We start from the raw sequence: 23,827 nt of genomic DNA on the forward strand, positions 1-23,827 counted from the left end.
TCCACCCGCCATGCACGAGAACGCCAACCTGCCTCCCGCCCCCGTCAGCCTGCGCAGCGCCTTCTGGTACTGGCTCAAGCTGGGCTGCGTCAGCTTTGGCGGCCCGGCCGGGCAAATCGCCATGATGCATGCGGAGCTGGTGGAAAAGCGGCGCTGGATTTCCGAGCAGCGTTTCCTGCACGCGCTCAATTACTGCATGCTGCTGCCGGGGCCGGAAGCGACCCAGCTGGCCATCTACATCGGCTGGCTGATGCATCGCACGCGCGGCGCCCTGGTGGCGGGCCTGCTGTTTTTGCTGCCCTCGCTGCTGGTGCTGATCGCCCTGTCCTGGCTGTACATGGCGTATGGCCACGTGGGCGCCATCGCCGGCGTCCTGTACGGCATCAAGCCGGCCGTCGTCGCCATCGTGCTGGCGGCCGCGTGGCGCCTGGGCCGGCGCACCTTGCGCAGCCCCGCCCTGATCGCCATCGCGGCGGCCGCATTTGTCGCCATCGCCGCGCTACAGCTGCCATTTCCGCTGATCGTGCTCGCCGCCGCCTTGCTCGGCATGGCGGGCGGGCGCTGGCTGCCGGACCACTTTCATGCCAACGGCGCGTCGCATGGCGGCGCGGCCCGCTACGGCGCAGCCCTGATCGATGACGACACGCCGACGCCGGACCACGCGCGCTTCCGCTGGTCGCGCCTGCTTGGCACGGCCGCCATGGGCCTGGCGCTGGCCTTCTTCGTCTGGCTGGGCCTGGCGCTGGCGGGCGGCGCGGACCAGCCGCTGGCGCAGATGGGCGTGTTTTTCAGCAAGGCGGCCCTGCTCACGTTCGGCGGCGCGTATGCCGTGCTGCCCTACCTGGTGCAGGGCGCCGCCGACCACTACCATTGGATCACCAGCGCGCAAATGATGGATGGCCTGGCGCTGGGCGAAACGACGCCCGGCCCCCTGATCATGATCGTCGCCTTCATCGGTTTTGTCGGCGGCTGGAGCCATGCCGTGACAGGTGAGCAGCTGTGGCTGGCAGGCGTGTGCGGCGCGCTCGTCGCCAGCTGGTTTACTTTCCTGCCCTCGTTCATCTTCATCCTGGCCGGCGCGCCCCTCGTGGAAGCGTCGCGCGGCAATCTGCGCCTGAGCGCGCCCCTGACGGCCATCTCGGCAGCCGTGGTCGGCGTCATCGCCAGCCTGGCCCTGTTCTTTGGCCACCATGTCTTCTGGCAAACAAGCCCGCTGCCGCACTGGGACTGGCTGGCGATTGCCATCGCGCTGGCGGCCGGCGTGGCGCTGATCCGGTTTCAAGTGGGCACCATCAAATTGCTGCTCGCCTGTGCCATCTTCGGCCTCGTGCTATCGTATCTGCCTTGACCGATTTTACGTAAGTGGCATGACCTTTCATGGCTGACAAGATTATCTACCTCGCCGAAGCCCGCAATGGGGCACCGGCGATCCCCGCACGGCTGGAAAGTCCCAGCGGCAACGTGGCCGACAGCCTGGGCCGGCCCCTGCACGACTTGCGCATCTCGATTACCGACCGCTGCAATTTCCGTTGCGTGTATTGCATGCCGAAGGACGTGTTCGACAAGAACCACGTGTATCTGCCGCACACGGATTTGCTGTCGTTCGAGGAAATCACGCGCATCGCGCGCCTGTTCGTTGAACACGGCGTGGAAAAGATCCGCCTGACGGGCGGCGAGCCGCTGCTGCGCAAGAATATCGAAAAGCTCATCGCCATGCTGGCCGCACTGCGCACGCCGTCGGGCCAGCCGCTGGACCTGACCCTGACCACCAACGGTTCCTTGCTGGCCAGAAAAGCGCAGGCGCTCAAGGATGCAGGCCTGAACCGCGTGACCGTGTCGCTCGACTCGCTCGACGACGCTACCTTCAAGCGCATGAACGACGTCGATTTCGCTGTCGCCGACGTGCTGCACGGCATCGATGCGGCGCACGCGGCGGGCCTGGGACCCATCAAGATCAATATGGTCGTCAAGGCCGGCATGAACGAGCAGGAAATCGTGCCCATGGCGCGCCACTTCAAGGGCACGCCGTATATCCTGCGTTTCATCGAATACATGGACGTGGGCGCGTCGAATGGCTGGAACTTGCAGGAAGTCATCCCTTCGGCTGAAGTCGTGCGCCGCATCAGCGCGCACATGCCCTTGCGGCCGATTAACCCGAACTACACGGGCGAGACGGCGGCGCGCTGGCGCTATGCGGATGGCAGCGGTGAAATCGGCCTCATTTCCAGCGTCACGCAAGCGTTCTGCGCCGACTGCAGCCGTGCCCGCCTCTCGACCGAGGGCAAGCTGTACACGTGCCTGTTTGCCAGCAGCGGCCACGACCTGCGCAGCCTGCTGCGCGGCGGCCGCAGCGATGCTGAAATATCCTCGGCCGTGGCGCAGCTGTGGCGCGGCCGCGGCGACCGCTATTCGCAATTGCGCACCAGCCAGACGGATTTGACGGGCGGTGCACTTGAGCACGGTAAAAAGAAAGTGGAAATGTCGTACATCGGCGGCTGAATCCGGGGCGGCGCACGCCCCGCGCTGCTACCATGGCGCATGCACCAATTTCCCTATCTGACATGATCAACAAACACGACATTACCGGCCTGATCCTGGCCGGCGGCCTCGGCACGCGCATGGGCCAGCGCGACAAGGGTATGTTGCACCTGCATGGCCAGCCCCTGGCCCGCCACGTGCTGCAGCGCCTGGCGCCGCAAGTGGGCCAGCTGGCCATCAGTGTCCACGCGGATGCCGGCGATTACACAAGCTTCGGCCTGCCCGTGTGGCCGGACGCACTGCCGGGCCAGCTGGGTCCCCTGGCCGGCCTGCACAGCGGCATGCGGCACGCCGGCACGCCCTACCTGCTGACCGTGCCGTGCGATTCACCCCTGCTGCCGCCCGACCTGGCAGCGCGCCTGGCGGCCGGTTTGATCGAGAACAATGCCGACCTGGCCATCGCTGTCACCGAGGAAATCGATGCAGCGACGGGATCGACCGTGCGCCGTCCGCACCCCGTCTTCTGTCTCGTCAAGACATCGGCATTGCCCCAGTTAGACTCTTATCTGCGCAGCGGAGAACGCCGCATGCGCACCTGGCACGGCCCCTTGAAGCTGGCCGAAGTACTCTTCGAGAACAATAGCGCGTTCGGCAACATCAATACGCCAGACGAGCTGGCCGCCCTGCAGGCGCAGGGCTTGTCCGTGCCGATGGCGCAAGCCATCCTGGCCGACACCGTCGCGCCCGTCGCCGAGATCGAGGAACTGGCGCTGCCGCAAGCGTTCGAGCGCATCCTGGCGGCCGACATCATCTCGCCCATCAGCGTGCCCGCGCACGACAATTCCGCCATGGATGGCTATGCCCTGCATGGGGCAGACCTCGGTGGCGACGCACCCGTGACCCTGGCAGTGGTCGATACCATCCTGGCCGGACGTCCCGGCACGGTCAACGTCGGGCGCGGGCAATGCGCACGCATCATGACGGGCGCCGTCATGCCGGACGGCTGCGACAGCGTGGTGCCGCAGGAACTGGTGCGGCACGCCAGCGAGCACAGCATCACCATGGCGCCGGACTGCATCCGCCCCGGCGACAACCGTCGTTTCAAGGGCGAAGACTTGATGCAAGGCCAGCCTGCGCTGCTGCAGGGCAAACTACTCGGACCGGCCGAACTGGGGCTGCTGGCCTCGCTGGGCATCGCCACAGTGCCCGTGCGCCGGCGCCTGCGCGTGGCCTTCTTTTCCACGGGCGACGAATTGCGCTCGATCGGCGAACCGCTCGACGCGGGCTGCATCTACGACAGCAACCGCTACACCCTGCTGGGCATGCTGACCCGTTTGGGCTGCGAAGTGCTCGACATGGGCATCGTCAAGGACAATCCACAAGCGCTGGAAGCTGCCCTGCGCGGCGCCTGCGCCAAGGCCGACGTCATCGTCACCTCGGGCGGCGTGTCCAGCGGCGCGGCCGATTTTACGCGCGAGATCCTCGCCCGCCTCGGTGACGTGGCCTTCTGGCAAATCAACATGCGCCCGGGCCGCCCCATGGCCTTTGGCCGGATTGCCAGCGAGGGCGACACAGCCCTGCTGCTGGGGCTGCCCGGCAACCCCGTGGCCGTGATGGCGGCGTTTTATTTCCTCGCCCGCCCCACCCTGCTGCGCCTGATGGGCGCCGATGCGGACACGTCCACCCTGCCGCTGCTGCAAGTGGCGGCGCAAACGCCCATCCGCAAGAAACGGGGCCGCACGGAATACCAGCGCGGTATCGTCGAACGCGACGCGGACGGGCGCCAGCACGTGCGCGTGACGGGTGCGCAAGGCTCGGGCATCCTGCGTTCGATGACGCAAGCCAATTGCATGATCGTGCTGCATGAAGCGCAAGGCCACGTGGCGGCCGGCGACCTCGTCGACGTCGTGCTGTTCCATGGGCTGATCTAAGCAGCTCCCCCTTCCCGTCTCCTGAACGGCCCGCCCTGCGCGGGCCGTTTGCATTTCCCCATTGCAATCAATTCCCCTGCGCGGCCGATGTTCGCCTATCGAGATAAAAATATCAATCATTTCCCCTTAAAACAAATCAATAAACACAACACTAATTGCAATAATTTTATTTATTAGTTGATATTGAAGTTTCTTCGGTGATAACATTCGAACTCATACAAAAAAGTTCAATTTTGATATTGTTTTCACGAGGAACAACAATGAGACACAGCTCATGGATCGCGGGAGCCAGCTTGCTGGGTACGGCCTGCATGCTTGCCACCTTGTCCCTGGCGCCCTTGCCTGCCAGCGCGAAAGGCATCGCGCGCGCCGATGTGCTCGATAACTGCAACTGGAATCGTCCCGGCGTCGACCCGTTCATGGGTGACGTGGTGGCGGCCGTGGACCGCTATACGGATATCGCGCCGCCCGTACGCGAACAATTGAAGGAGCGCATGCGTGCGCGCCAGTACGATGAGATCGTCGTGATCAGCCGCGACGCCATCCGCGGCAAGGGCAATTACAACGCGCGCATCAGCGACATGCATTTCGGCCCGGGTCGCGTTTGCCGCAACGTCACGCGCGCGGGCTGGAACGAGCAGATGCAGGAACGGGGACTCGTGTATTGCGTGCAGGGCCAGTGCATCCTGGTGCCGACGATCTGCCGCAACGTCAGCCGTATCACGCAAGCGCCCGCATCAGCGCCGCCAGCGGCCGGTGCCGCTCCCGGCGGTGCGGCACCCGTTGCCGCCGCGCCCGCCGCCCCGGCAGCGGCAGGCGTACCACTGATCGACAACCCCGACGCCTTGCGCGGCGGTTCCTTCACGGGCGGCGCCATGCCGCCCGAGGTGGCCAGCATTCCTTTCCTACCCTTCGATTATGTGCGTACCGTCGGCGGCATCACGTCGCCGGCCGGCATGGGCGGCGGAGGTGGTGGTGGTGGTGGCGGCAGCGGCCGGCCGCCGGACCAGGGCAGCAGCATCATCGTGCCGCCCACCGTGATCATCCCTACCTTGCCACCGACCGTGCCGACCGTCTTGCCGGCCGTGCCGGAACCGCAAACCTGGGCCATGCTGCTGGCGGGACTGGCGCTGACAGCCTTCGGCGCCAGAAAACGCCTTGCCAGCAAGCATGCCGCTTGAGGCGTAGCCAGCCGTATGCGGACTTGTTACTATGGTGCATTCCAGACAAGGACCGCCATGCCCGACATCGATAGCCGTTCGACACGTCTCGTTGCACTGCGCAACGAAGGCCGGCACGCGGAAGCGCTGCCGCTGCTGCAACAGCTGTTCGCCGAGGCCGGGCAAACCCTGAATCCGGCAAGGTCGAGCTATTTCATTGTCATGCTGGAGTGGAAGTTTTTGGCCGAGGCATACGCGCCAGCGTACGCCGCCCTGCAGGCGGAGCGTGATGCGCAAATCCAGTTGCTGCTGTCGGGCCAGCATGATTTCGGCCACCACGACAGCCGCGCGCCACAGGCAGGCAGCACGTTTGGCCGCAGGTCGCGCTTCTCTCTCATCGCCGAGATGAACGACACGCTGGGCGATGCCCGCTCCACCGCCGACCTGTTCGCCCAGCTGGACGCCAGCGCCCCCGAACTGGCGCGCCAATACGCTTGGCAAGCCCTGCCAGCTGTTGTCGAGGCGGGCAATTTCGCGCTCGCGGACCGCTATCACCGCGCCCCGCTGGAGCACCTCGATATGGTCAATGCCCTGTCCGCCAGCCTGCCCCTGTTTCCTGCGCCGGGCACGCCGCCGCGCCTGGCGGCGGAGTTGATGAATCTGGCAAAAGACGTGCGGATCTCCGCTGCCATACTGCGTGGACAAGGGCAAAGCGCCGAGGCGGACGCACTGGGCGCTGCCTTGCTTGCCGGCCTGGCGAATGACGCCATGCGCACACTGGCACAGCGCGAACTCGATGCGCCAGGCAGCATCACCGCTGAACTAGTCAACCATCAGATGGCGCAAGAACAGCAAGACCAGCAGACTTAGCCGGCCGCTGCGGCGAACGAAGCGGCGCTATTCGGCATCCGCCTTACCCAGCAGCAAGGCGGCTGCCTCGCCCGGCAAGGCTTCCACCGATTTCAATTTGCGCGCCATCTGCCGGCTGCGCACTTCCGCGCTTTCGATATTCTTCGCCGCCTTTTCCAGGGTCAGCCGGGTTTGCGACAGCACCTCGCCGAACTTGCCGAATTCCGTCTTGACGGCGCCCAGCACCTGCCACACTTCGGACGAGCGCTTTTCCAGCGCCAGGGTGCGGAAACCCATCTGCAAGCTGTTGAGCAAGGCAGTCAGAGTCGATGGCCCGGCGATGCTGACCCGGTGCACGCGCTGCAATTCGTCGGCCAGTCCCGGGCGGCGCAGCACTTCCGCATACAGCCCCTCGGTAGGCAGGAACAGGATGGCAAAGTCGGTGGTCAGCGGCGGCGCCAGGTATTTCTCGGCGATGGTTTTCGCTTCGCCCCGCACGGCCCGCTCCAGTTCGCGTCCGGCCAGGGCCACGCCGTCGGCATCGGCCCGCTCGGCCGCCTCGACCAGACGCTCGTATTGTTCCTTGGGGAATTTCGCGTCAATCGGCATCCACACGGGCGGCCCGCCGTCGACCATGCCCGGCAGTTTCAAGGCGAATTCCACGCGCGCGCCGCTGCCCGGCAAGGTTTCCACATTCTTCGCGTACTGGTCGACAGTGAGTACCTGCTCCAGCAGCATTTCCAGCTGCACTTCGCCCCACGTTCCCCGCGTCTTGACGTTGGTGAGCACCCGCTTCAAATCGCCCACGCCCAGCGCCAGCTGCTGCATCTCGCCCAAGCCCTGATGGACTTTTTCCAGCCGCTCCGACACTTGCTGGAACGAGGCGGACAGGCGCGTTTCCAGGGTCGCGTGCAGTTTCTCGTCGACCGTCTTGCGCATCTCTTCCAGACGCGCGCCATTGTCGGCCTGCAAGTCGCGGATCTTGTTTTCCAACGTGGCACGCACTTCCAGCATGCGCTGGGCATTCGATTCCGTCAGTTGCGCCAGAGTTTGATTGGTACTCTCGGCAAAGCGCGCCAGGCTTTGCGCCTGTTCTTCGCGTCCGACTTTGCCCTGCGCCTGCATCTGCGTGCGCAGGCTGTCGAGCTGTTGCAGGGTCGCCGCCTGGAATTGCGCCAGGCCCGCCGCCAGGTCTTGCCGCGTGGCCTGTGCCGAGGCCTGCAGCTGCAGCCGCACTTCGCGCTCGACCCGGTCGATGCGCTCCAGGCTTTGCTGCTGGTGCTGCTGCACCAGGGCCAGGGTGGTGGCGCCATCGCCAGCCGCGCCACGCGGGCGCAGCAAGATCAATAGCAACAGGATGATGGCGACGATGGCGGCGCCCAGCAGGCTGTAGAACTCGATTGGGCTCATGGGATCAGTCAGGTTTGTTGCGCATCCAGTCGGCCGTCTGATAGAACGATTCCATCAGGCGCACGCGCAAGGACTCTTCGATACCCGTGTCTTCCATGGCCCAGGCCATGGCGCGCAGCCATTGGTCGCGCTCACTGGTGCCGATGGCATACGGCAAGTGACGGGCGCGCAGGCGCGGGTGGCCGAATTTCTCGATATACAAATCCGGTCCGCCCATCCAGCCCGTCAGGAAAAAATACAGCTTGTCGCGCGAACCGTCCGTCGATGGCGGATGCATGACGCGGATGCCGGCAAACTCGGGCTCGAGCTCCATCAAGTCATAAAAACGGTCGACCATTTCGCGCAGCACGGGGGCGCCGCCGATGGTCTCGTACAGGGTGGGGGCAGTGGTATCAGTCATGGCCGCCATGATAGCGCAAGCGCTGGCGGCCCATGCGGCGCCAGCACCCTCTGCCACAATAAATGGCAATATACTTGACCAATCAAGCTTTTATCAAATACTATGCAATTTTAAACCCGGGACAAAACAGCATGTCAACCACCACCCAAGCTCCTTTGCTACGCAATATCAACTTCCGCTGGCTGCTCGGCGGCGGCCTCGTGTCGATGCTCGGTGACCAGTTCAGCATGCTGGCCCTGCCTTGGCTGGTGCTGAGCCTGACAAACGATAGCCTGAGCCTGGGCATCGCCGTGGCCCTGATGGGCGCGCCGCGCGCCGTGCTCATCTTGTTCGGCGGCACCATCGCCGACCGTTACTCGCCCCGGCGCGTGCTGCTGCTGAGCAAATATGCAAACGCCGCCATCCTGCTGGCGCTGTCCGGCCTGCTGATGCTGGACCTGGCCAGTGTGGCGCTTGCGTATGCGGCCGCGCTGGCGCTGGGCGTCGCCTCCGCCTTCGGCATTCCCGCCGGCACCGCCATCCTGCCGCAAGCCGTGCTGCCGCAAGTGCTGCAAACGGCCAACAGCCTGCAGATGGGCGCGCGCCAGTTGTCCTTGCTGGCCGGCCCGCTGCTGGCGGCGCTCGTACTCGGCGCCCACGATGGCGGGCAGCAAACCGGCATGGCGGCGCTGGCCGCCGCCTTTGCCATCGATGCGCTGACGTTTCTGTTCTCGGCCTGGACCTTGCGGCAAGTCAGCCTGCGGCCACTGGCAGCGGCCACAGCGGCGCAAGGCATGTGGCGCGACATGGCGGCGGGCCTGTGCATGGTGTGGCGCGACATGGCCTTGCGCAGCTGCTATGCCTACTGGGCGGTGGTGGCGTTCTTCGTCATGGGTCCGCTGCAAGTGGCTCTGCCAGTACTGGCCAGCGAGCGCCTGCACGGCGCCCCGGCGCTCGGTTTGCTGATGGGCGCGCACGGCGCCGGTACCCTGGCCGGCATGCTGGCGTCCAGCCTGAGCGGCGCCTGGCTGCGCCGCCGCTTCGGCGCCACCCTGCTCGCCGTCGATGCGGTCGTGGGCCTGCTGCTGATGGCGCTGGGGCAAATCGATACAGCCTGGCAGGGCGCGGCCTTGCTGGCCGTCACGGGATTGCTGGGCGGCTATGTGCAGGTGACCATCTTTACCTGGATACAGCGGCGCGTGGCGCCCGCCATGCTGGGCCGGGCGATGGCGCTGTTCATGGGCATCTTCCTGGGACTGGCGCCGCTGTCCGCGGCGGCCACGGGCGCGCTGCTGCGCCACCTGAGCGTGGGCGAACTGTTCTGCGCCGGCGGCACCCTGCTGCTGGCCGCCGCCATCGCCGCCGCCCTGCTCACGGATATTGCGCGCATCGCGGCCACCGATTACATCACCCAAGCTTGAGGAAACCGCACCATGGATAAAACACAGCAAGCTGCCTTGAAAGCAGCTTACCGGCAACAAGCACCCGCACTGGGCATCATCGCGCTGCGCCACCTGCCCAGCGGCCGCACCCTGCTCGAACGCAGCCGCAATGCGCCCGGCGCGCTGAACCGCCACCGCTTCGAACTCGCGCTGGGCTCGCACCGCAATGCGCGCCTGCAGGCGGACTGGCGGCGCGACGGCGAGGCGGCTTTCCGCTTCGACATCATCGACACCGTCAAGCCATCGGCCGATCCCGGTTTCGATGCGGATGCAGAACTGGACGCCCTGCTGGCGCTGCACCAGGCGCAGCTGCTGGAACAGGGGCAATCACGCTATTGAGCGGCCATGCTTTACACTTGTGCACTCACGCACTGCGCAGCAAATGAAAAGGATGCCATGACCGATCTCACTCCCCCGCCGCCGGACGGCGGCAGCGCGCTGGACTTTTGCCTGCGCCTGGCGCGCGCCCAGGCCATGCTCGTGCGCCGCTTCGACAGCACCCTGGGCAATCTGCATGGCTTGAGCTTTGGCGATTATCAATTGCTGTACCACTTGCAGCGGGCACCCGGCGGACGCCTGCGCCGCATCGACCTGGCCGAGCGCCTGGCGCTGACGGCGTCCGGCATCACGCGTTCGCTGATGCCGCTGGAAAAAATCGGTCTGGTGGCGCGCCAGGCCGATGCGCGCGATGCCCGCGTCGGCTACGCCGCCATCACGGCCGCAGGACTGGCATTGCTGGCGCACGCGAATACGACGGCGCAGGCGCTGGGCCAGGAATTGCTGGGTAATGCCAGCGCGGAACAGCTGGCGCCCCTGTCCCTGCTATTGAACGGCATCGCCGGCAACCAGCCCGGCCAAGTCTGAGGTCTACACCAGCGCCAGCTTGCGCAGGCGCCGCGTCGATGGCCAGCGCGCCATGCCCGTCTCGTCGCGGATGGCGGCGCAGGTGGCCAGCACCCTGGCGCACTCGTCCTCGCGCAAGCCCGCATTCAGGGTCAGGCGCACCAGCGAGCGGTTTTTCGGCGTGGCCGGCGCGCAGAAGACGGCGCCGTAGATGCCATGCCGTTCCAGCGCCTTGCGCAGGATCAGGGTATCGGGTTCGCTGCCCGCTTCCAGCGCGATGATCTGCTCGGTGCCGTCGCTGACGTTGTAGCCCAGATCCATCAGCCCCTGGCGCAACTGCACGCTGTGGCGGTGCAGCGCGGCGCGGCGGCCATCGGCGGCGCGGATGAAGTCGAGCGCCGCATCGAACCACGCCAGCTCGTGTTCGAGCAGGCAGGAGCTGAAGATGGCGGGCCGCGAGGCGGACAAAAAATACCCCTTGAAACGGGCCGAACAGGTAATCAGCCCGGCCCGGCCCGCAAACGCCTTGGCCAGCGACGCCGTGCGGAAATGCACGCGTTCGGCCAGCCCCAGCTCCACCACCAGCCCCGCGCCCTGCGGGCCGTGCGTGCCCAGCGAGTGCGACTCGTCGACGATCAGCATGCTGCCGCTGCGCTCGGCGATTTCCACCATCTCCAGCAGCGGCGCCACGCTGCCATTCGTACTGTACAGCGCATCGACGATGATGATGCCGGGGCCATGCTTGTCGATCTGGCGCTGCAGGTGGGTGCCATCGTTGTGCAAAAAAGCAACAGGCACGGCTTGCGCCGATTGCACGCCCTCCCACAGCGAAGCATGGGCCTGCATGTCGAGGTACACGGGGATGCCGGGTCCGGCCAGGCTTTGCAGCAAGCCCACGTTGGCGGCCCAGCCCGACTGCGCCAGCACGCACGCTTCGCTGCCCAGATAGTCCGCGAATTTTTGTTCCAGCCGGTGCTGGCGGCTGCCTTCCTGCAGGAAGACGGACGACATCAGCATGGCGCCGCCGCCCTGCAAGACGCGCGCCTGGGCCGCCAGCAGCGCCGCCTCGCCGGCGATGTTCAGGTAATCATTACCTGCCAGCATGACCGCACTGGCCGGCATGGCTTGCCATTCGTGCAAATGCTGGCCGCCAAGCAGCTTCTCGATGCGCTCGACGTAATGTTCATCCATGCGCACACGCACGAAGGCGGGCATCCGTTGTTCGGCGTGGATGGCGCGGGACGACAGGGGGGAAATGGCGTTTAACATAGGAACTCCTGATTGGTTGCGAGGGAACTACCGCATCCAACATGCGCGAGCCATCGGGCAAGAGTTTGATACAGCTCAACAGTTATGCCGATATCCTGCTGATACAGAGGGAACCCGCCGATCATGTTGCATTGACACGCCTCAACGAACGCGCCCCCTGATCATGAAGCATGCGCAGTCCCCTTCCGGAAAACGATGGCAAGGCAAGCTGCTCCAGCCTTTCCTGCATTTCCACGACGCCATCGAACACACGCCTGTGCGGCGCGCACAGGTGCGTAAGCTGGCGCTCATCGGTGCGCTGGGCATGCCCCTGTACTACGCGCTATGGCATTATTTTTTTCCGCAGGAATATGAATCGTCGCTGCTGCGCATCGTGGCGGCGCTGCTGTTCCTGCCCGCGCTATGGCCCGACCGCTTCAGCAATACCTGGTTCAGCGTCTACCTGTTCCTGGGGCTGACCTTCGAATTGCCGTTTTTCTTCACATACATGTTCCTGATGAACCATGCCTCGACCATGTGGGCGCATTCGCTGCTGGTAGCGTTGGTCGTGCTGTTTCACTTCGATACGCGCATCGCCATACTCGCCTACCTGAGCGGCACCCTGCTGGCCTGCCTGGCGTTTGCCGTGGCCGGCGATCCCGCCTTCCTGCTCAACGGCGACGTCTTGCAGCATTTGCCCGTGCACTGGTTCACGATTGCCGTACTGTCCGTGGTCAAGGTGGGGCGCAATGTGGGTGCGCAAGAGAAACTGGCCGGGCTGGCGGCAGGCCTGGGCAGCGTGGCACACGAATTGCGCACGCCGCTCGTCAGCGTCGAGGCGAACGTGCGCGGGCTGCAGCGCGGGCTACAGCAAAACCTGCAAGACCAGCCACCCGACGCGGCCAGCCTGGAAGCGCTGGCGCGCATCCAGTTCGAAGTGCGCCATATGCACCACATGATCGATCTGTTCCTGCTCAGTGCCAGCGCCGTCAACCGCAAGCTCGAAGCGAATGAAGCGGTGGCCATGCACGACAGCGTGGCGGCCGTGCTGCGCCGCTATCCGTTTACCAGCACGGCCCAGCGCGACATCGTCAAGATCGACGTGCGCGCCGATTTCACGTTTCCCGGCCAGTCGGAACTGTGCGTGGTGATCCTGCTCAACCTGCTGCGCAATGCCTTGAAAAGCATCCACCGCGCGGGCAAGGGCCGCGTGCGCATCATCATCGATGGCGCCCATCCCGTGCCGCGCCTGCTGTTCATCGACACGGGCTGCGGCATCGCCACCAGCCGCCTGCCGCTGATCTTCGACCGCTTCTATTCCTATCCCTCGCACAACGGCAGCGGCATCGGCCTGGCCCTGTGCCGACAAATCATGCAAGCCTGGCAAGCGCGCATCCGCTGCGTCGCGCGCGAAGGCGCCTACGCCATCTTCGTACTGGAATTTCCCCAGCCCCTGCCCGTGCCCACGCACAACCGTTTTCCATCCATCCACCGCGCGAGGTGACGCATGCAACTGCCCGTCTACACCCATCCGACCCTGACCGTACTGATCGACGACAGCGATTCCTTCCTGAAAAGCCTGGCGTTCCAGCTCGATCCTGGCCTGGCGCGCAAGACTTTTCACGACACCAGCAGCGCCCTGCACTGGCTGCGCCAGAGTGCGCAACCGGGCGAAACGCCGCTGCACGTGAACTTCGACACGCAAAACCTGCCGCCCGACCAATGCAACGTGGCGCTCGATATCGAACGCATCTGGCGCATCAGCGGCCAGGCGCAGCGCTTTGCCGTGCCCTCCGTGCTGGTGGTCGATTATTCGATGCCGCAGATGAATGGCCTGGAATTTTGCGAGGCCGTGCGCGATCTGCCGTGCAAGAAGATTTTATTTACGGGCGCGGCCGATGAAAAAGTGGCCGTGACGGCCTTCAACCGGGGCTTGATCGACCGCTACATCAAGAAAAGCGACGACGATGCGCTCGACATCCTGGAACAGGAAATCGTGGCCTTGCAGCGCGAATTCTTCCTGCAGCAATCGGAGACCGTGCGCGATTTGCTGATGCTGCACGATTACACTTTCCTGCAAGACGAGGCGCTGGCCGCCGTCGTGCACGAGCTGTGCCAGCGCCATGGCTTTGTCGAATACTATATTTTTCCCAATCCCAGCGGCATCCTGTTCTTCACGCGCGACGGCCACGCCAAGCTGATGATCATCGAGACGGAACGCAGCCTGCACACGCAGTACGAAATGGCGCGCGACAGCGACGCGCCCGAGTCATTGCTGCTGGCGCTGCTGGAAATGCGCGTGATCCCGTATTTCTCCGACGCCGACAGCGACGGCATGTACGCGGCGCAGATCGGAGAAAACTGGTTCCGCTACTGCGCCGCGCCCACCATCTGCCTGGGTCGCGTGACGTATTTCTGGGCCCTGTTCGACGTGCCGGCGCACCAGCTGGGGCAAGCAGTCATGTCCTACTCGCAATTTTTGCGCGCGGGCGCGGGCGACAGCGTCAGCGCTTAGGACTAGCCTTCGCGCAGGGTCTGCAGCGGCGGATGTTTGAGCACATTGCGCAAGCCCAGCCAGCCGCCGGCGATCGCGCACAGGGCGCCGGCCAGCAGGCCGAACGCCCACACACCGGGCGCGAAGCTCCAGGCGAACTTGAACTGGTACGTGGCCAGGGCCCAGCCCATGGCGGCCGCGCCCGATGCGGCCAGCAAGCCGGCCAGCGCGCCGACGAGCGAGAACTCGATCAGCTGCGCCTGCGCCAGCTGGCGCCGCGTGGCGCCCAAGGCGCGCAGCAAGCCCGCTTCGCGCGTGCGCTCATCCTGCGAACCCATCAGGGCCGCATACAGCACCAGCAAGCCCGAGGCCAGGGTGAAGGCGAAGAGGAATTCAACGGCCGTGACCACCTGGTCCAGCACGCCCTGAATCTGTTTGAGCACGCCGCCCACGTCGACCACCGTCAGGTTCGGGTAGTCGCGCAGCAGAGCATTCCCCAGGTCCGCCTGCGCGGGCGGCAGGTGAAACGCCGTGATCCACGTCTGCGGCGTGTCCGCCATGGCGGCAGGGTTGATGATGACGAAGAAATTGACGCGCATCGAGCCCCATTCCAGCTTGCGCAAACTCGTGATGGCCGCCTCCACGGGCTGGCCGGCGATGTCGAAGCGCAGCTTGTCGCCCAGTTTCAGCTTCAGGGTCTTGGCGATGCCCTCTTCCACCGACGCTTCGGCAGGCGCGCCGGGCGCATTGGCGAACCACTTGCCGGCCACCAGCTTGTTTTCTTCCTGCATGGTGGACATCGTCGACAAGTTGAATTCGCGGTCGGCCAGGCCCTTGGCGCGGTCGTCTTCGTAGGTGCTTTCCGTGATGGCGTTGCCGTTCACGGCCACCAGGCGCCCGCGTATCATCGGATACAAAGGCGCATTGGCCACGCCCGCTTGCGACAGGCGCGCGGCGATCGGCTCTTTCTGTTCGGGCAGGATATTGATCATGAAACGGTTCGGCGCGTCCGGCGGCGTGGCATTACGCCAGGCCACCATCAGGTCACCGCGCACCACCGTCAGCAGCAGCAAGGCCATCAAGCCCAGGGCCAGCGAGACCACCTGGATGACGGTGGCGCCCGGGCGGCGCTGCAAGGACGTGACGGCAAAGCGCCAGCCCTGGTGGTTGAAAACGCCGCGCAGGGTTTTCAGCGACTTGATGCCCAGCCAGCCGGCCAGCGCGAACAGGGCGAAGCCGCCGAGGAAGCCGGCCGCCGTCAGCAGCGCCAGTTTCACGTCGCCCGCCTGCCACAACAGCAGCACGACGAAGGCGGCGATGCCCAGGCCATACGTGGCCACGGCCAGCGCCTGCGGCGGCTCCTGCTCGCGGCGGATCACGCGGTTATGCGGGACATTGCGCAACTGCAAAATCGGCGGCAGGGCAAAACCCAGCAAGAGCAGCATGCCGGTGGCCACGCCTTGCAGCGCGGGCAGCATGGACACGGGCGGCAAGTCGTTCTGTACCAGTTTTCCCAATAACTCCAGCAGCACCAGGTGGCCGCCGAAACCGACTATCACGCCGACGACGCTGCCGGCCAGGCCGACGAACAGGAATTCGATCACGTACATGGTCGTGACCTGGTTTTGCGTCAATCCCAGGCAGCGCAGCATGGCGCACGCGTCCAGGTGGCGCAGCATGAAGCGGCGCGCGGCCATGGCCACGGCGACAGCCGCCAGCATGGCCGACAGCAAGCCGACGAGGGACAGGAAACGGTCGGCGCGGTCCAGGGTCGACTGCATCTGCGGGCTGCCCGATTCCAGCGATTCGATGCGCACGCCCTTGATGGCCTGCGTCTTGATCTGGCTTTCCAGCCTGGCTTGATACTGCGCAAGCTCGGCGGCCTTGGCCGGTGGCGCCGACAGCAGCAGCCGGTACGACACGCGCGAGCCGTTCTGCACCAGCGCCGTGGCGGCCAGGTCGCCCAGGGGCAGCATCACGCGGGGCGCGAAGTTCAAGAAGGAGGCGCCGCGGTCCGGTTCGCTGGCGATCAGTTGCGTGACGGTAAATGCCTTGTCACCGAGGGTCAGGGTATCGCCCAGCTTGGCGTTCAGGCTGGACAGGATCGCCGCATCGACCCACAGGGTGCCGGGCGCCGGCACCTGGTCCGTGGGCCGTCCCACGGCATCCTGCGCTTCGCTCAGTGTGGTCGTGATTTTCAGCTTGCCCCGCTGCGGGTAGCCGGGCGAGACGGCCTTGATGGACGCCAGCTGCGACAGCGACTGCTCGCCCTCGCCCGCCTGCGCCATGCTGGGAAACGTCACCGTGTCGGCCAGGATGAAGCCGCGCTGTTGCGCCTCGGCGCGCCACGCCGCATTGACGGGCTGGTCGGCGTTGATGACGAGATCGGCCCCCAGCAGCTGGTGCGCGTCGCGGTTCAAACCCGCGCGCAGGCGGTCGACGAAGAAGCCGACGGCCGACAGGGCCGCCACGGCGACGATCAGCGCGACGAGCAGGAAACGCAGTTGCCCGGCGCGCCAGTCGCGGCCGGTCATTTTCAGGGAGAGGCGGAACATGGGCGGCGGGTCTTTATGCGAATTGGTTGTGATGCGTTATTGCGCGATGCCGTGGGCAGCCGCGTGCTGGGCGAAATACGCATCGACGGTGGCGAGGAAGGCGTCTTTCTGTGCCTGCGGCAGGAAGGCGGCGATGAAACCGTTGCGCGCCAGGCGATGCGCGTGGGACAGGCCCAGTGGCAGCGCGTCGAAGATGGCGTCGAAATTGTCGTTCATGTAGCCGCCGAAATACGCGGGATCGTCCGAGTTCACCGTCACCAGCAGGCCGGCGTCGAGCAGTTGCACCAGGTTATGGTCATGCATCTGGTCGAACACGCGCAGCTTGGTGTTCGACAGCGGGCAGACGGTCAGGGCGATCTGTTCGCGCGCCAAACGGGCCGTCAGTTCCGCGTCTTCCAGGCAGCGCACGCCATGGTCGATGCGTTCGACCTGCAAGTCGTCGAGCGCCGTGCGGATGTAGGCTGGCGGACCTTCCTCGCCCGCGTGGGCCACCAGGTGCAAGCCCAGCTCGCGGCAACGGGCGAACACACGCGAGAATTTCTCGGGCGGGTTGCCCACTTCCGACGAGTCGAGGCCGATGCCGATGAATTTGTCGCGGTGCGGCAAGGCGTCTTCCAGGGTCTCGAACGCCTCTTCCTCGCTCAGGTGGCGCAGGAAGCACAGGATCAGGGCCGCGCTGACGGGGCTGTCCTGGCAGGCGCGGTGGATGCCGTTGATCACGTCGGCCATGGCCACGCCGCGCGCCGTGTGGGTTTGCGGATCGAAAAAGATTTCCGTGTGCAAGACGTTATCGGCCTCGGCGCGCTGCAGGTAGGCTTGCGTCATGTCGTAGAAATCCTGCTCTTTCAAGAGCACGCTTGCGCCAGCGTAATAAATGTCGAGAAAAGACTGCAAATCCGTAAAAGCATAGGCGCTGCGCAAGTGTTCCACGGATTCATAGCCAAGCGGCACGCCATTACGCGCTGCCAGTGCGAAAATCAGTTCCGGCTCCAGCGAGCCTTCGATATGGATATGCAGTTCGGCCTTCGGCATGCCGCGGACGATCGCGCGCAATTGGGGGTTCATCATGGGTGTTCCTTATAGGGTGACGATAAAAATGCTGGCTCGCGCACGCGCACGCGCGGCGCGCAGGGCCATCAGACATGCAGGCATCTTAGCGCAAGATGGCCAGCCTCACCGGCGACCGGCCGCCATGGCGCCGGCTGCGGCAGCGCCACGGCCGGCATCGGCACGCGCTGGCGAATTGTCGTATGATGGTTTAAAAGGCCTACAAAGGTTCATTGAAATTGAGGAAAAATTTGATGATTTATCCAATTAAATCAACAATTTACAAACAAGTATTAAGGATATGCTGACATATCTTTTGACTTCCTGATCCTTTAGAGCAATAATTAATTTCATGGGGTAAAGGTAAGTGCAACAAGCGCTATCAACAGTGAAAAAATAAGCCAGCTGGCCACGTCAGCACACGGCATCAAGCGCCAGTTTTTTGGTCCGGGCAATCCGGACTCGCAAAGACAGCCGGGCTTGAAACAACAATAAAAATCGGTACGGGGTACAGAAAAAATTCAGACGGCAAGCCCAGGCGAGTGCCAGGCGGGCGGCCATGGTGACTGGCAGTTCAGGTTTACATTAAAGGACATTGACATGACCATTTTTGATAACTATGCAGCACGCTACGAGCGCACCCGCGAAGAGGAAATGTCGCTCACCGAATACCTGGCCCTGTGCAAGAAGGACAAGCTGACGTATGCCAGCGCGCCCGAACGCATGCTGGCCGCCATCGGCGAGCCGCAGCTGGTCGACACGCGCAACGACACGCGCTTGTCGCGCATCTTCGCCAACAAGGTGATCAAGATCTATCCCGCCTTCCGCGAGTTCTACGGCACCGAGGAAGTGATCGAGCAAGTCGTCTCGTATTTCCGCCACGCGGCGCAAGGCCTGGAAGAACGCAAGCAGATCCTGTACTTGCTGGGGCCTGTCGGCGGCGGCAAGTCGTCCATCGCGGAAAAACTCAAGTCGCTGATGGAACACGTGCCCTTCTATTGCCTGAAAGGCTCGCCCGTCAACGAATCGCCGCTGGGCCTGTTCAACGAGGAAGAGGACGGCACCATCCTGGAAGAGGATTACGGCATCCCACGCCGCTACCTGCGCAACATCCCCAGCCCGTGGGCCGTGAAACGCCTGCATGAATACAATGGCGATATCAACCAGTTCCGCGTCGTCAAGCGCTATCCTTCCGTGCTGAAACAGATCGCCATCTCGAAAACGGAGCCGGGCGACGAGAACAATCAGGATATTTCCTCGCTGGTGGGCAAGGTCGACATCCGCAAGCTGGAAGACTATGCACAGGACGACCCGGACGCCTACAGCTATTCGGGCGGCCTGTGCCTGGCCAACCAGGGCTTGATGGAATTCGTGGAAATGTTCAAGGCGCCGATCAAGGTCTTGCACCCCTTGCTGACGGCCACGCAGGAAGGCAACTACAAGGGCACGGAAGGCTTCGGCGCGATTCCGTTTGACGGCATCATCCTCGCCCACTCGAACGAGTCGGAATGGAAGACGTTCAAGAACAACCGCAACAACGAGGCGTTTCTTGACCGTATCTATATAGTCAAGGTGCCGTATTGCCTGCGCGTATCCGATGAAATCAAGATCTACGACAAGCTGGTGGCCAATTCCTCGCTGGTCAAGGCGCCGTGTGCGCCCGGCACCCTGCGCATGATGGCGCAGTTCGCCATCCTGTCGCGCCTGAAGGATCCGGAAAACTCGAGCATCTTTTCGAAGATGCTCGTCTACGATGGCGAAAACCTCAAGGATACGGACCCGAAAGCCAAGTCCATGCACGAATACGTCGATTACGCGGGCGTGGACGAGGGCATGAACGGCCTGTCGACGCGCTTTGCCTTCAAGATCCTGTCTAAGGTGTTCAACTTTGACAATTCCGAAGTGGCCGCCAATCCCGTGCATCTATTATATGTACTGGAACAGCAGGTCGAGCGCGAGCAGTTCGCGCCGGAACTCGAGCAGCGCTACTTCTCGTATATTAAAGAGCACCTGGCGCAGCGCTATGTGGAATTCATCGGCAAGGAGATCCAGACGGCCTACCTGGAAAGCTATTCGGAATACGGACAAAATATTTTCGACCGCTACGTGACGTTCGCCGATTTCTGGATACAGGACCAGGAATACCGCGATCCGGACACGGGCGAAAGTTTTGACCGCGAGTCGCTGAACAATGAACTGGAAAAGATCGAGAAGCCGGCGGGCATTTCCAATCCGAAGGATTTCCGCAACGAAATCGTCAACTTCGGCTTGCGCGCGCGGGCTTCGAACGGCGGCAAGAATCCCGCCTGGACCAGTTATGAAAAGTTCCGCACCGTGATAGAAAAGAAAATGTTTTCGAATACGGAGGAATTGCTGCCCGTGATTTCCTTCAATGCCAAGGCCAGCGCCGACGATGCCAACAAGCACGCCGACTTCGTGGCCCGCATGGTGGAAAAAGGCTATACGGCCAAGCAGGTACGCCTGTTATGCGAATGGTACTTGCGCGTACGCAAGTCGTCATAGCGCGGACAGCGGAGGCGCGCTCCCGCCTGACGACCGGCGGGGCGCGCAAGACGAGAGGCAAGGAGGCACCCTTTGACATATCTCATCGACAGGCGCTTGCAAAGCAAGAATAAATCCGCCGTCAACCGCGAGCGTTTCCTGCGGCGTTACAAGGGCCAGATCAAGGATGCCGTGGGGCGCGCCATCAAGGGGCGCTCGATCACGGACGTCGAGAATGGCGAGAAGGTCAGCATCCCCGTCAAGGACGTGGGCGAACCGTCGTTTGGCCACGCGCATGGCGGCGTATGGGAAGTGGTCAATCCCGGCAACAAGGAATACCTGAAAGGCGACCAGATCGCCCGGCCGAAAGGCGGCGGTGGCGGCGGGCGGGGCAAGGCGGGCAATAGCGACGAGACGACGGAAGACGATTTCATCTTCGAATTGTCGCGCGAAGAATTCATGAATTATTTCTTCGAGGACCTGGAATTGCCGCACATGGTGAAAACCCAGCTGACGGCCACCACGGAATTCAAGAACCAGCGCGCCGGCTACAATATGTCGGGCACGCCATCGAACATCCACGTGCTGCGCTCCTTGCGCGGCGCGCTGGGCCGGCGCATCGCCGTCGGCGGCGGCGCCCGCAAGCAGCTGGCGCAGGCCGAGGAAGACCTGGCGGCCCTGCTGCACGAAGGGGCGCCCGACAGCGACCCGCTCGTCACGGAACTGCGCCGCCTGATCCACCACCTGCACACGCGATTGCTGGCCATTCCCTTCATCGACCCGTTCGACTTGCGCTACAGCAACCGCATCAAGGTGCCCAAGCCGATGACGCAAGCCGTCATGTTCTGCATCATGGACGTCTCCGGCTCCATGGACGAGTCGCGCAAGGACACGGCCAAGCGCTTCTTCATCCTGTTATATCTTTTCCTCAAGCGCGTCTACGACAAGATCGAGGTGGTCTTCATCCGCCACCATACGGCGGCGGCCGAAGTGGACGAGCATGAATTCTTCAATTCGCGCGAGTCGGGCGGCACCGTCGTGTCGTCCGCGCTGCACTTGCTCAACACCATCATCGACGAACGCTATGGCGCCGGGCAATGGAACAGCTATGTAGCGCAGGCATCGGACGGCGACAACTGGGACAACGATTCCATGCTGTGCCGCCAGTTGCTGATCAATACCATCATGCCCAAGGTGCAGTACTACACCTATGTCGAGATCACCGACGGCCCGCAGCAAAACCTGTGGGAGCAATATGCGGGCGTGCTCGACCACCACGCCCATTTCGCCATGCAAAAGATCGTCACGCCGGCCGATATCTATCCGGTCTTCCGCGAACTGTTCAAGAAACAGGTGAAATGATGAGTGCAGCCTTTGACCGCGCCAGCAATACTCCGGGCGAACCGTTCGTGCGCCTGCGCCACCCGAACGCCCTGCCCGAGCAGTCGGAATGGACGTTCGAGCTGATCGAGCAAATCCACGAGGAAATCCGCCGGGTGGCGAAACAATTTGGCCTCGACACCTATCCGAACCAGCTGGAAATCATCACGGCCGAACAGATGATGGATGCCTACACGTCGGTGGGCATGCCCGTCTCGTACAACCATTGGTCGTTCGGCAAGCATTTTCTGTCCACCGAGAAAAGCTACAAGCGGGGCCAGATGGGCCTGGCCTACGAGATCGTCATCAACTCGAATCCGTGCATCGCCTATTTAATGGAGGAAAACAGCCTGACCATGCAGTCGCTGGTGATCGCGCATGCGGCCTACGGGCATAACTCCTTCTTCAAGGGCAATTACCTGTTCCGCGCCTGGACGGATGCGGACGCCATCATCGACTATATGGTGTTTGCCAAGAATTACATCGCCGAATGCGAACAGCGCCATGGCGTCGATGCCGTGGAACTGCTGCTCGATTCGTGCCACGCCATCCAGAACTATGGCGTGGACCGCTACAAGCGCCCGGCGAAACTGTCGATGGCGAAGGAATATGCGCGCCAGAAAGAGCGCGAAGCCTATGTGCAGTCGCAGATCAACCAGCTGTGGCGCACCCTGCCCCGGCGCGACGAAGACGAGGACGAGGACGACCAGCGCAAGGCCGCCCCCCGCTTTCCGCCCGAACCCGAGGAAAACCTGCTGTACTTCATCGAGAAGTATGCGCCGCTGCTGGAACCGTGGCAGCGCGAGATGGTGCGCATCGTGCGCAAGATTTCCCAGTATTTCTATCCGCAGCGCCAAACCCAGGTCATGAACGAAGGCTGGGCCACCTTCTGGCATTACACGATATTGAACCAGCTCTACGACGAAGGCGTGGTGGGCGACGGCTTCATGATGGAATTCCTCAAAAGCCATACCAACGTGGTCTACCAGCCGCCCATCGACAGCCCCTATTACAGCGGCATCAACCCGTATGCGCTGGGTTTTGCCATGATGAGCGACATCCGCCGCATCTGCGAGCACCCGACGGACGAAGACCGCGCCTGGTTTCCCGACATGGCCGGCAGCGACTGGCGCAAGAGCCTGGACTTTGCCATGCGCAATTTCAAGGATGAAAGCTTCATCGCCCAGTATCTGTCGCCGCGGCTGATCCGCGAATTCCATTTCTTTGCCGTGCTCGACGACGACAAGAATGAAAAGCTGGCCATTTCCGCCATCCACGACGATGCCGGCTACCGCTACGTGCGCCAGCAGCTGGCCGAGCAGTACAACCTGGGCAACCGCGAGCCGAACATCCAGGTCTGGTCCGTCAATACGCGCGACGACCGTGCATTGACCCTGCGCCACACGCAATTCCAGCGCCGCCCGCTGAACCAGCAGGCGGCCGAGGTGCTCAAGCACGTTGCGCGGCTGTGGGGCTTCGATGTGCACCTCGATACGGTCGACCCGCAGGGCGTCGTCCTGGGCACCCTGAATTGCCGACGGGAAAAACGCAACCGGCGCGACGACCCCGTTGTCCGGCCATGAAATGATTTGTTGATAATAATCAATGGCAAGAATATAAGCGTTTCCTATGCCTACATAGGAATTCAGTATGGCCTGGCGGCCTCAAATGGGCCGCCAGGACCGCCTTTTTTGACCTGGGTGAAGTGGCTTCCGCACCCGTTTGGTGCGCGCGTGCCGCTAAGTGGTCTGGTTCCGAGGTAAAACATTTCCAAAAGGAAAGATTTTCCTCCAAATTTAGCAGTTTCCATATTGAATATCACGAAATATAATTCCGCCATATGGGCACATCGGAGAACTTAGCAGTGGTAGCCCAAAACGGCTGTAAAAAACCGATAAGACCGCCTTTTTTTCTGTCCGAAAGCGTGCAAAGATGACATAAGCAAGTACGTTTTCAGGGCGCAAAAGCGCCGAAAATTTAACCGGTTTTAGGCGTTAAAAATCTGTGTAAAATAAAGAATTCGTATGTATAATTCGGCGACGTCCCGGATACGGCTGGAGCTTTGTGTCGTCATTTTGGGGTTCAGTTGCAAGACAAGAGATGGTATTT

General features: G+C 63.2%; 18 protein-coding genes. 13 read left to right on the plus strand and 5 right to left on the minus strand.

What is annotated here, in order from left to right:
- Positions 1-10: 10 nt before the first annotated feature.
- The 5 genes from chrA (at position 11) to AC54AG_RS01695 (ending at position 6,439) form a co-directional block, all read left to right on the plus strand.
- Complete coding sequence (gene chrA, locus AC54AG_RS01675; RefSeq protein ID WP_496629341.1) at positions 11-1,348, plus strand: chromate efflux transporter; 1,338 nt, start codon at positions 11-13, stop codon at positions 1,346-1,348.
- Between the two features lie 29 nt (positions 1,349-1,377).
- A complete protein-coding gene (moaA, locus tag AC54AG_RS01680) occupies positions 1,378-2,499 on the plus strand; it encodes a GTP 3',8-cyclase MoaA (RefSeq protein WP_496629342.1) in 1,122 nt (373 codons plus the stop codon).
- A 62-nt stretch (positions 2,500-2,561) separates the two neighbouring features.
- Positions 2,562-4,409, plus strand: coding sequence for a molybdopterin molybdotransferase MoeA (moeA, locus tag AC54AG_RS01685; protein ID WP_496629343.1), 1,848 nt, complete (start codon positions 2,562-2,564; stop codon positions 4,407-4,409).
- A 260-nt stretch (positions 4,410-4,669) separates the two neighbouring features.
- On the plus strand, positions 4,670-5,590 hold the full coding sequence (locus tag AC54AG_RS01690; RefSeq protein WP_496629344.1) for an MHFG family PEP-CTERM protein: 921 nt from the start codon (positions 4,670-4,672) through the stop codon (positions 5,588-5,590).
- Between the two features lie 57 nt (positions 5,591-5,647).
- Positions 5,648-6,439, plus strand: coding sequence for a hypothetical protein (locus AC54AG_RS01695; protein ID WP_496629345.1), 792 nt, complete (start codon positions 5,648-5,650; stop codon positions 6,437-6,439).
- A gap of 27 nt (positions 6,440-6,466) precedes the next feature.
- On the opposite strand, the gene AC54AG_RS01700 is transcribed toward AC54AG_RS01695, so the two are convergent.
- Together AC54AG_RS01700 and AC54AG_RS01705 are read right to left on the minus strand one after the other, a co-directional pair.
- Positions 6,467-7,828 carry a DNA recombination protein RmuC gene (locus AC54AG_RS01700; RefSeq protein ID WP_496629346.1) on the minus strand — a complete coding sequence of 454 codons (1,362 nt, stop codon included), beginning with the start codon at positions 7,826-7,828 and terminating at the stop codon, positions 6,467-6,469.
- Positions 7,829-7,832: 4 nt separating this feature from the next.
- Complete coding sequence (locus AC54AG_RS01705; RefSeq protein WP_034754244.1) at positions 7,833-8,228, minus strand: group II truncated hemoglobin; 396 nt, start codon at positions 8,226-8,228, stop codon at positions 7,833-7,835.
- Positions 8,229-8,359: 131 nt separating this feature from the next.
- Between AC54AG_RS01705 and AC54AG_RS01710 the strand changes: the two genes are divergently transcribed.
- Genes AC54AG_RS01710 through AC54AG_RS01720 form a run of 3 tightly spaced genes read left to right on the plus strand, consistent with a single transcriptional unit; the run spans position 8,360 to position 10,513 of the window.
- The gene (locus AC54AG_RS01710; protein WP_496629347.1) at positions 8,360-9,628 is read left to right on the plus strand and encodes an MFS transporter; all 1,269 of its coding nucleotides are present in this window, start codon (positions 8,360-8,362) and stop codon (positions 9,626-9,628) included.
- Positions 9,629-9,640: 12 nt separating this feature from the next.
- On the plus strand, positions 9,641-9,988 hold the full coding sequence (locus AC54AG_RS01715; RefSeq protein ID WP_496629348.1) for a GIY-YIG nuclease family protein: 348 nt from the start codon (positions 9,641-9,643) through the stop codon (positions 9,986-9,988).
- A 57-nt stretch (positions 9,989-10,045) separates the two neighbouring features.
- Positions 10,046-10,513, plus strand: coding sequence for a MarR family winged helix-turn-helix transcriptional regulator (locus AC54AG_RS01720; RefSeq protein WP_070303599.1), 468 nt, complete (start codon positions 10,046-10,048; stop codon positions 10,511-10,513).
- 3 nt (positions 10,514-10,516) lie between these two features.
- On the opposite strand, the gene cqsA is transcribed toward AC54AG_RS01720, so the two are convergent.
- Positions 10,517-11,761 (minus strand): alpha-hydroxyketone-type quorum-sensing autoinducer synthase, encoded by a 1,245-nt coding sequence (cqsA, locus tag AC54AG_RS01725; RefSeq protein WP_496629349.1) that lies wholly within the window; start codon positions 11,759-11,761, stop codon positions 10,517-10,519.
- A gap of 163 nt (positions 11,762-11,924) precedes the next feature.
- On the opposite strand from cqsA, the gene AC54AG_RS01730 reads away from it, so the two are divergent.
- Both AC54AG_RS01730 and AC54AG_RS01735 read left to right on the plus strand, forming a co-directional pair.
- Entirely contained in the window at positions 11,925-13,244 is a 1,320-nt protein-coding gene (locus AC54AG_RS01730; protein WP_496629350.1) for a sensor histidine kinase, read from the plus strand.
- 3 nt (positions 13,245-13,247) lie between these two features.
- On the plus strand, positions 13,248-14,255 hold the full coding sequence (locus tag AC54AG_RS01735) for a response regulator (RefSeq protein WP_496629351.1): 1,008 nt from the start codon (positions 13,248-13,250) through the stop codon (positions 14,253-14,255).
- A 2-nt stretch (positions 14,256-14,257) separates the two neighbouring features.
- Here the strand turns inward: AC54AG_RS01735 and AC54AG_RS01740 are convergent, their stop codons facing one another.
- Positions 14,258-16,789: an ABC transporter permease gene (locus tag AC54AG_RS01740; RefSeq protein WP_496629352.1), complete on the minus strand. Its 2,532-nt coding sequence runs from the start codon at positions 16,787-16,789 to the stop codon at positions 14,258-14,260.
- Positions 16,790-16,825: 36 nt separating this feature from the next.
- On the minus strand, positions 16,826-17,857 hold the full coding sequence (locus AC54AG_RS01745; protein ID WP_034754153.1) for an adenosine deaminase: 1,032 nt from the start codon (positions 17,855-17,857) through the stop codon (positions 16,826-16,828).
- A 579-nt stretch (positions 17,858-18,436) separates the two neighbouring features.
- Between AC54AG_RS01745 and AC54AG_RS01750 the strand changes: the two genes are divergently transcribed.
- From AC54AG_RS01750 to AC54AG_RS01760, 3 genes are all read left to right on the plus strand, one after another.
- The gene (locus tag AC54AG_RS01750; RefSeq protein ID WP_034754154.1) at positions 18,437-20,359 is read left to right on the plus strand and encodes a PrkA family serine protein kinase; all 1,923 of its coding nucleotides are present in this window, start codon (positions 18,437-18,439) and stop codon (positions 20,357-20,359) included.
- Between the two features lie 72 nt (positions 20,360-20,431).
- Positions 20,432-21,700, plus strand: coding sequence for a YeaH/YhbH family protein (locus AC54AG_RS01755; RefSeq protein WP_070289103.1), 1,269 nt, complete (start codon positions 20,432-20,434; stop codon positions 21,698-21,700).
- Positions 21,700-23,301: a SpoVR family protein gene (locus AC54AG_RS01760; protein ID WP_046686270.1), complete on the plus strand. Its 1,602-nt coding sequence runs from the start codon at positions 21,700-21,702 to the stop codon at positions 23,299-23,301. The genes AC54AG_RS01755 and AC54AG_RS01760 overlap by 1 nt, the downstream gene beginning before the upstream one ends.
- Positions 23,302-23,827 lie beyond the last annotated feature (526 nt).

The sequence above is a fragment of the Janthinobacterium sp. BCJ23 genome (assembly GCF_059617945.1).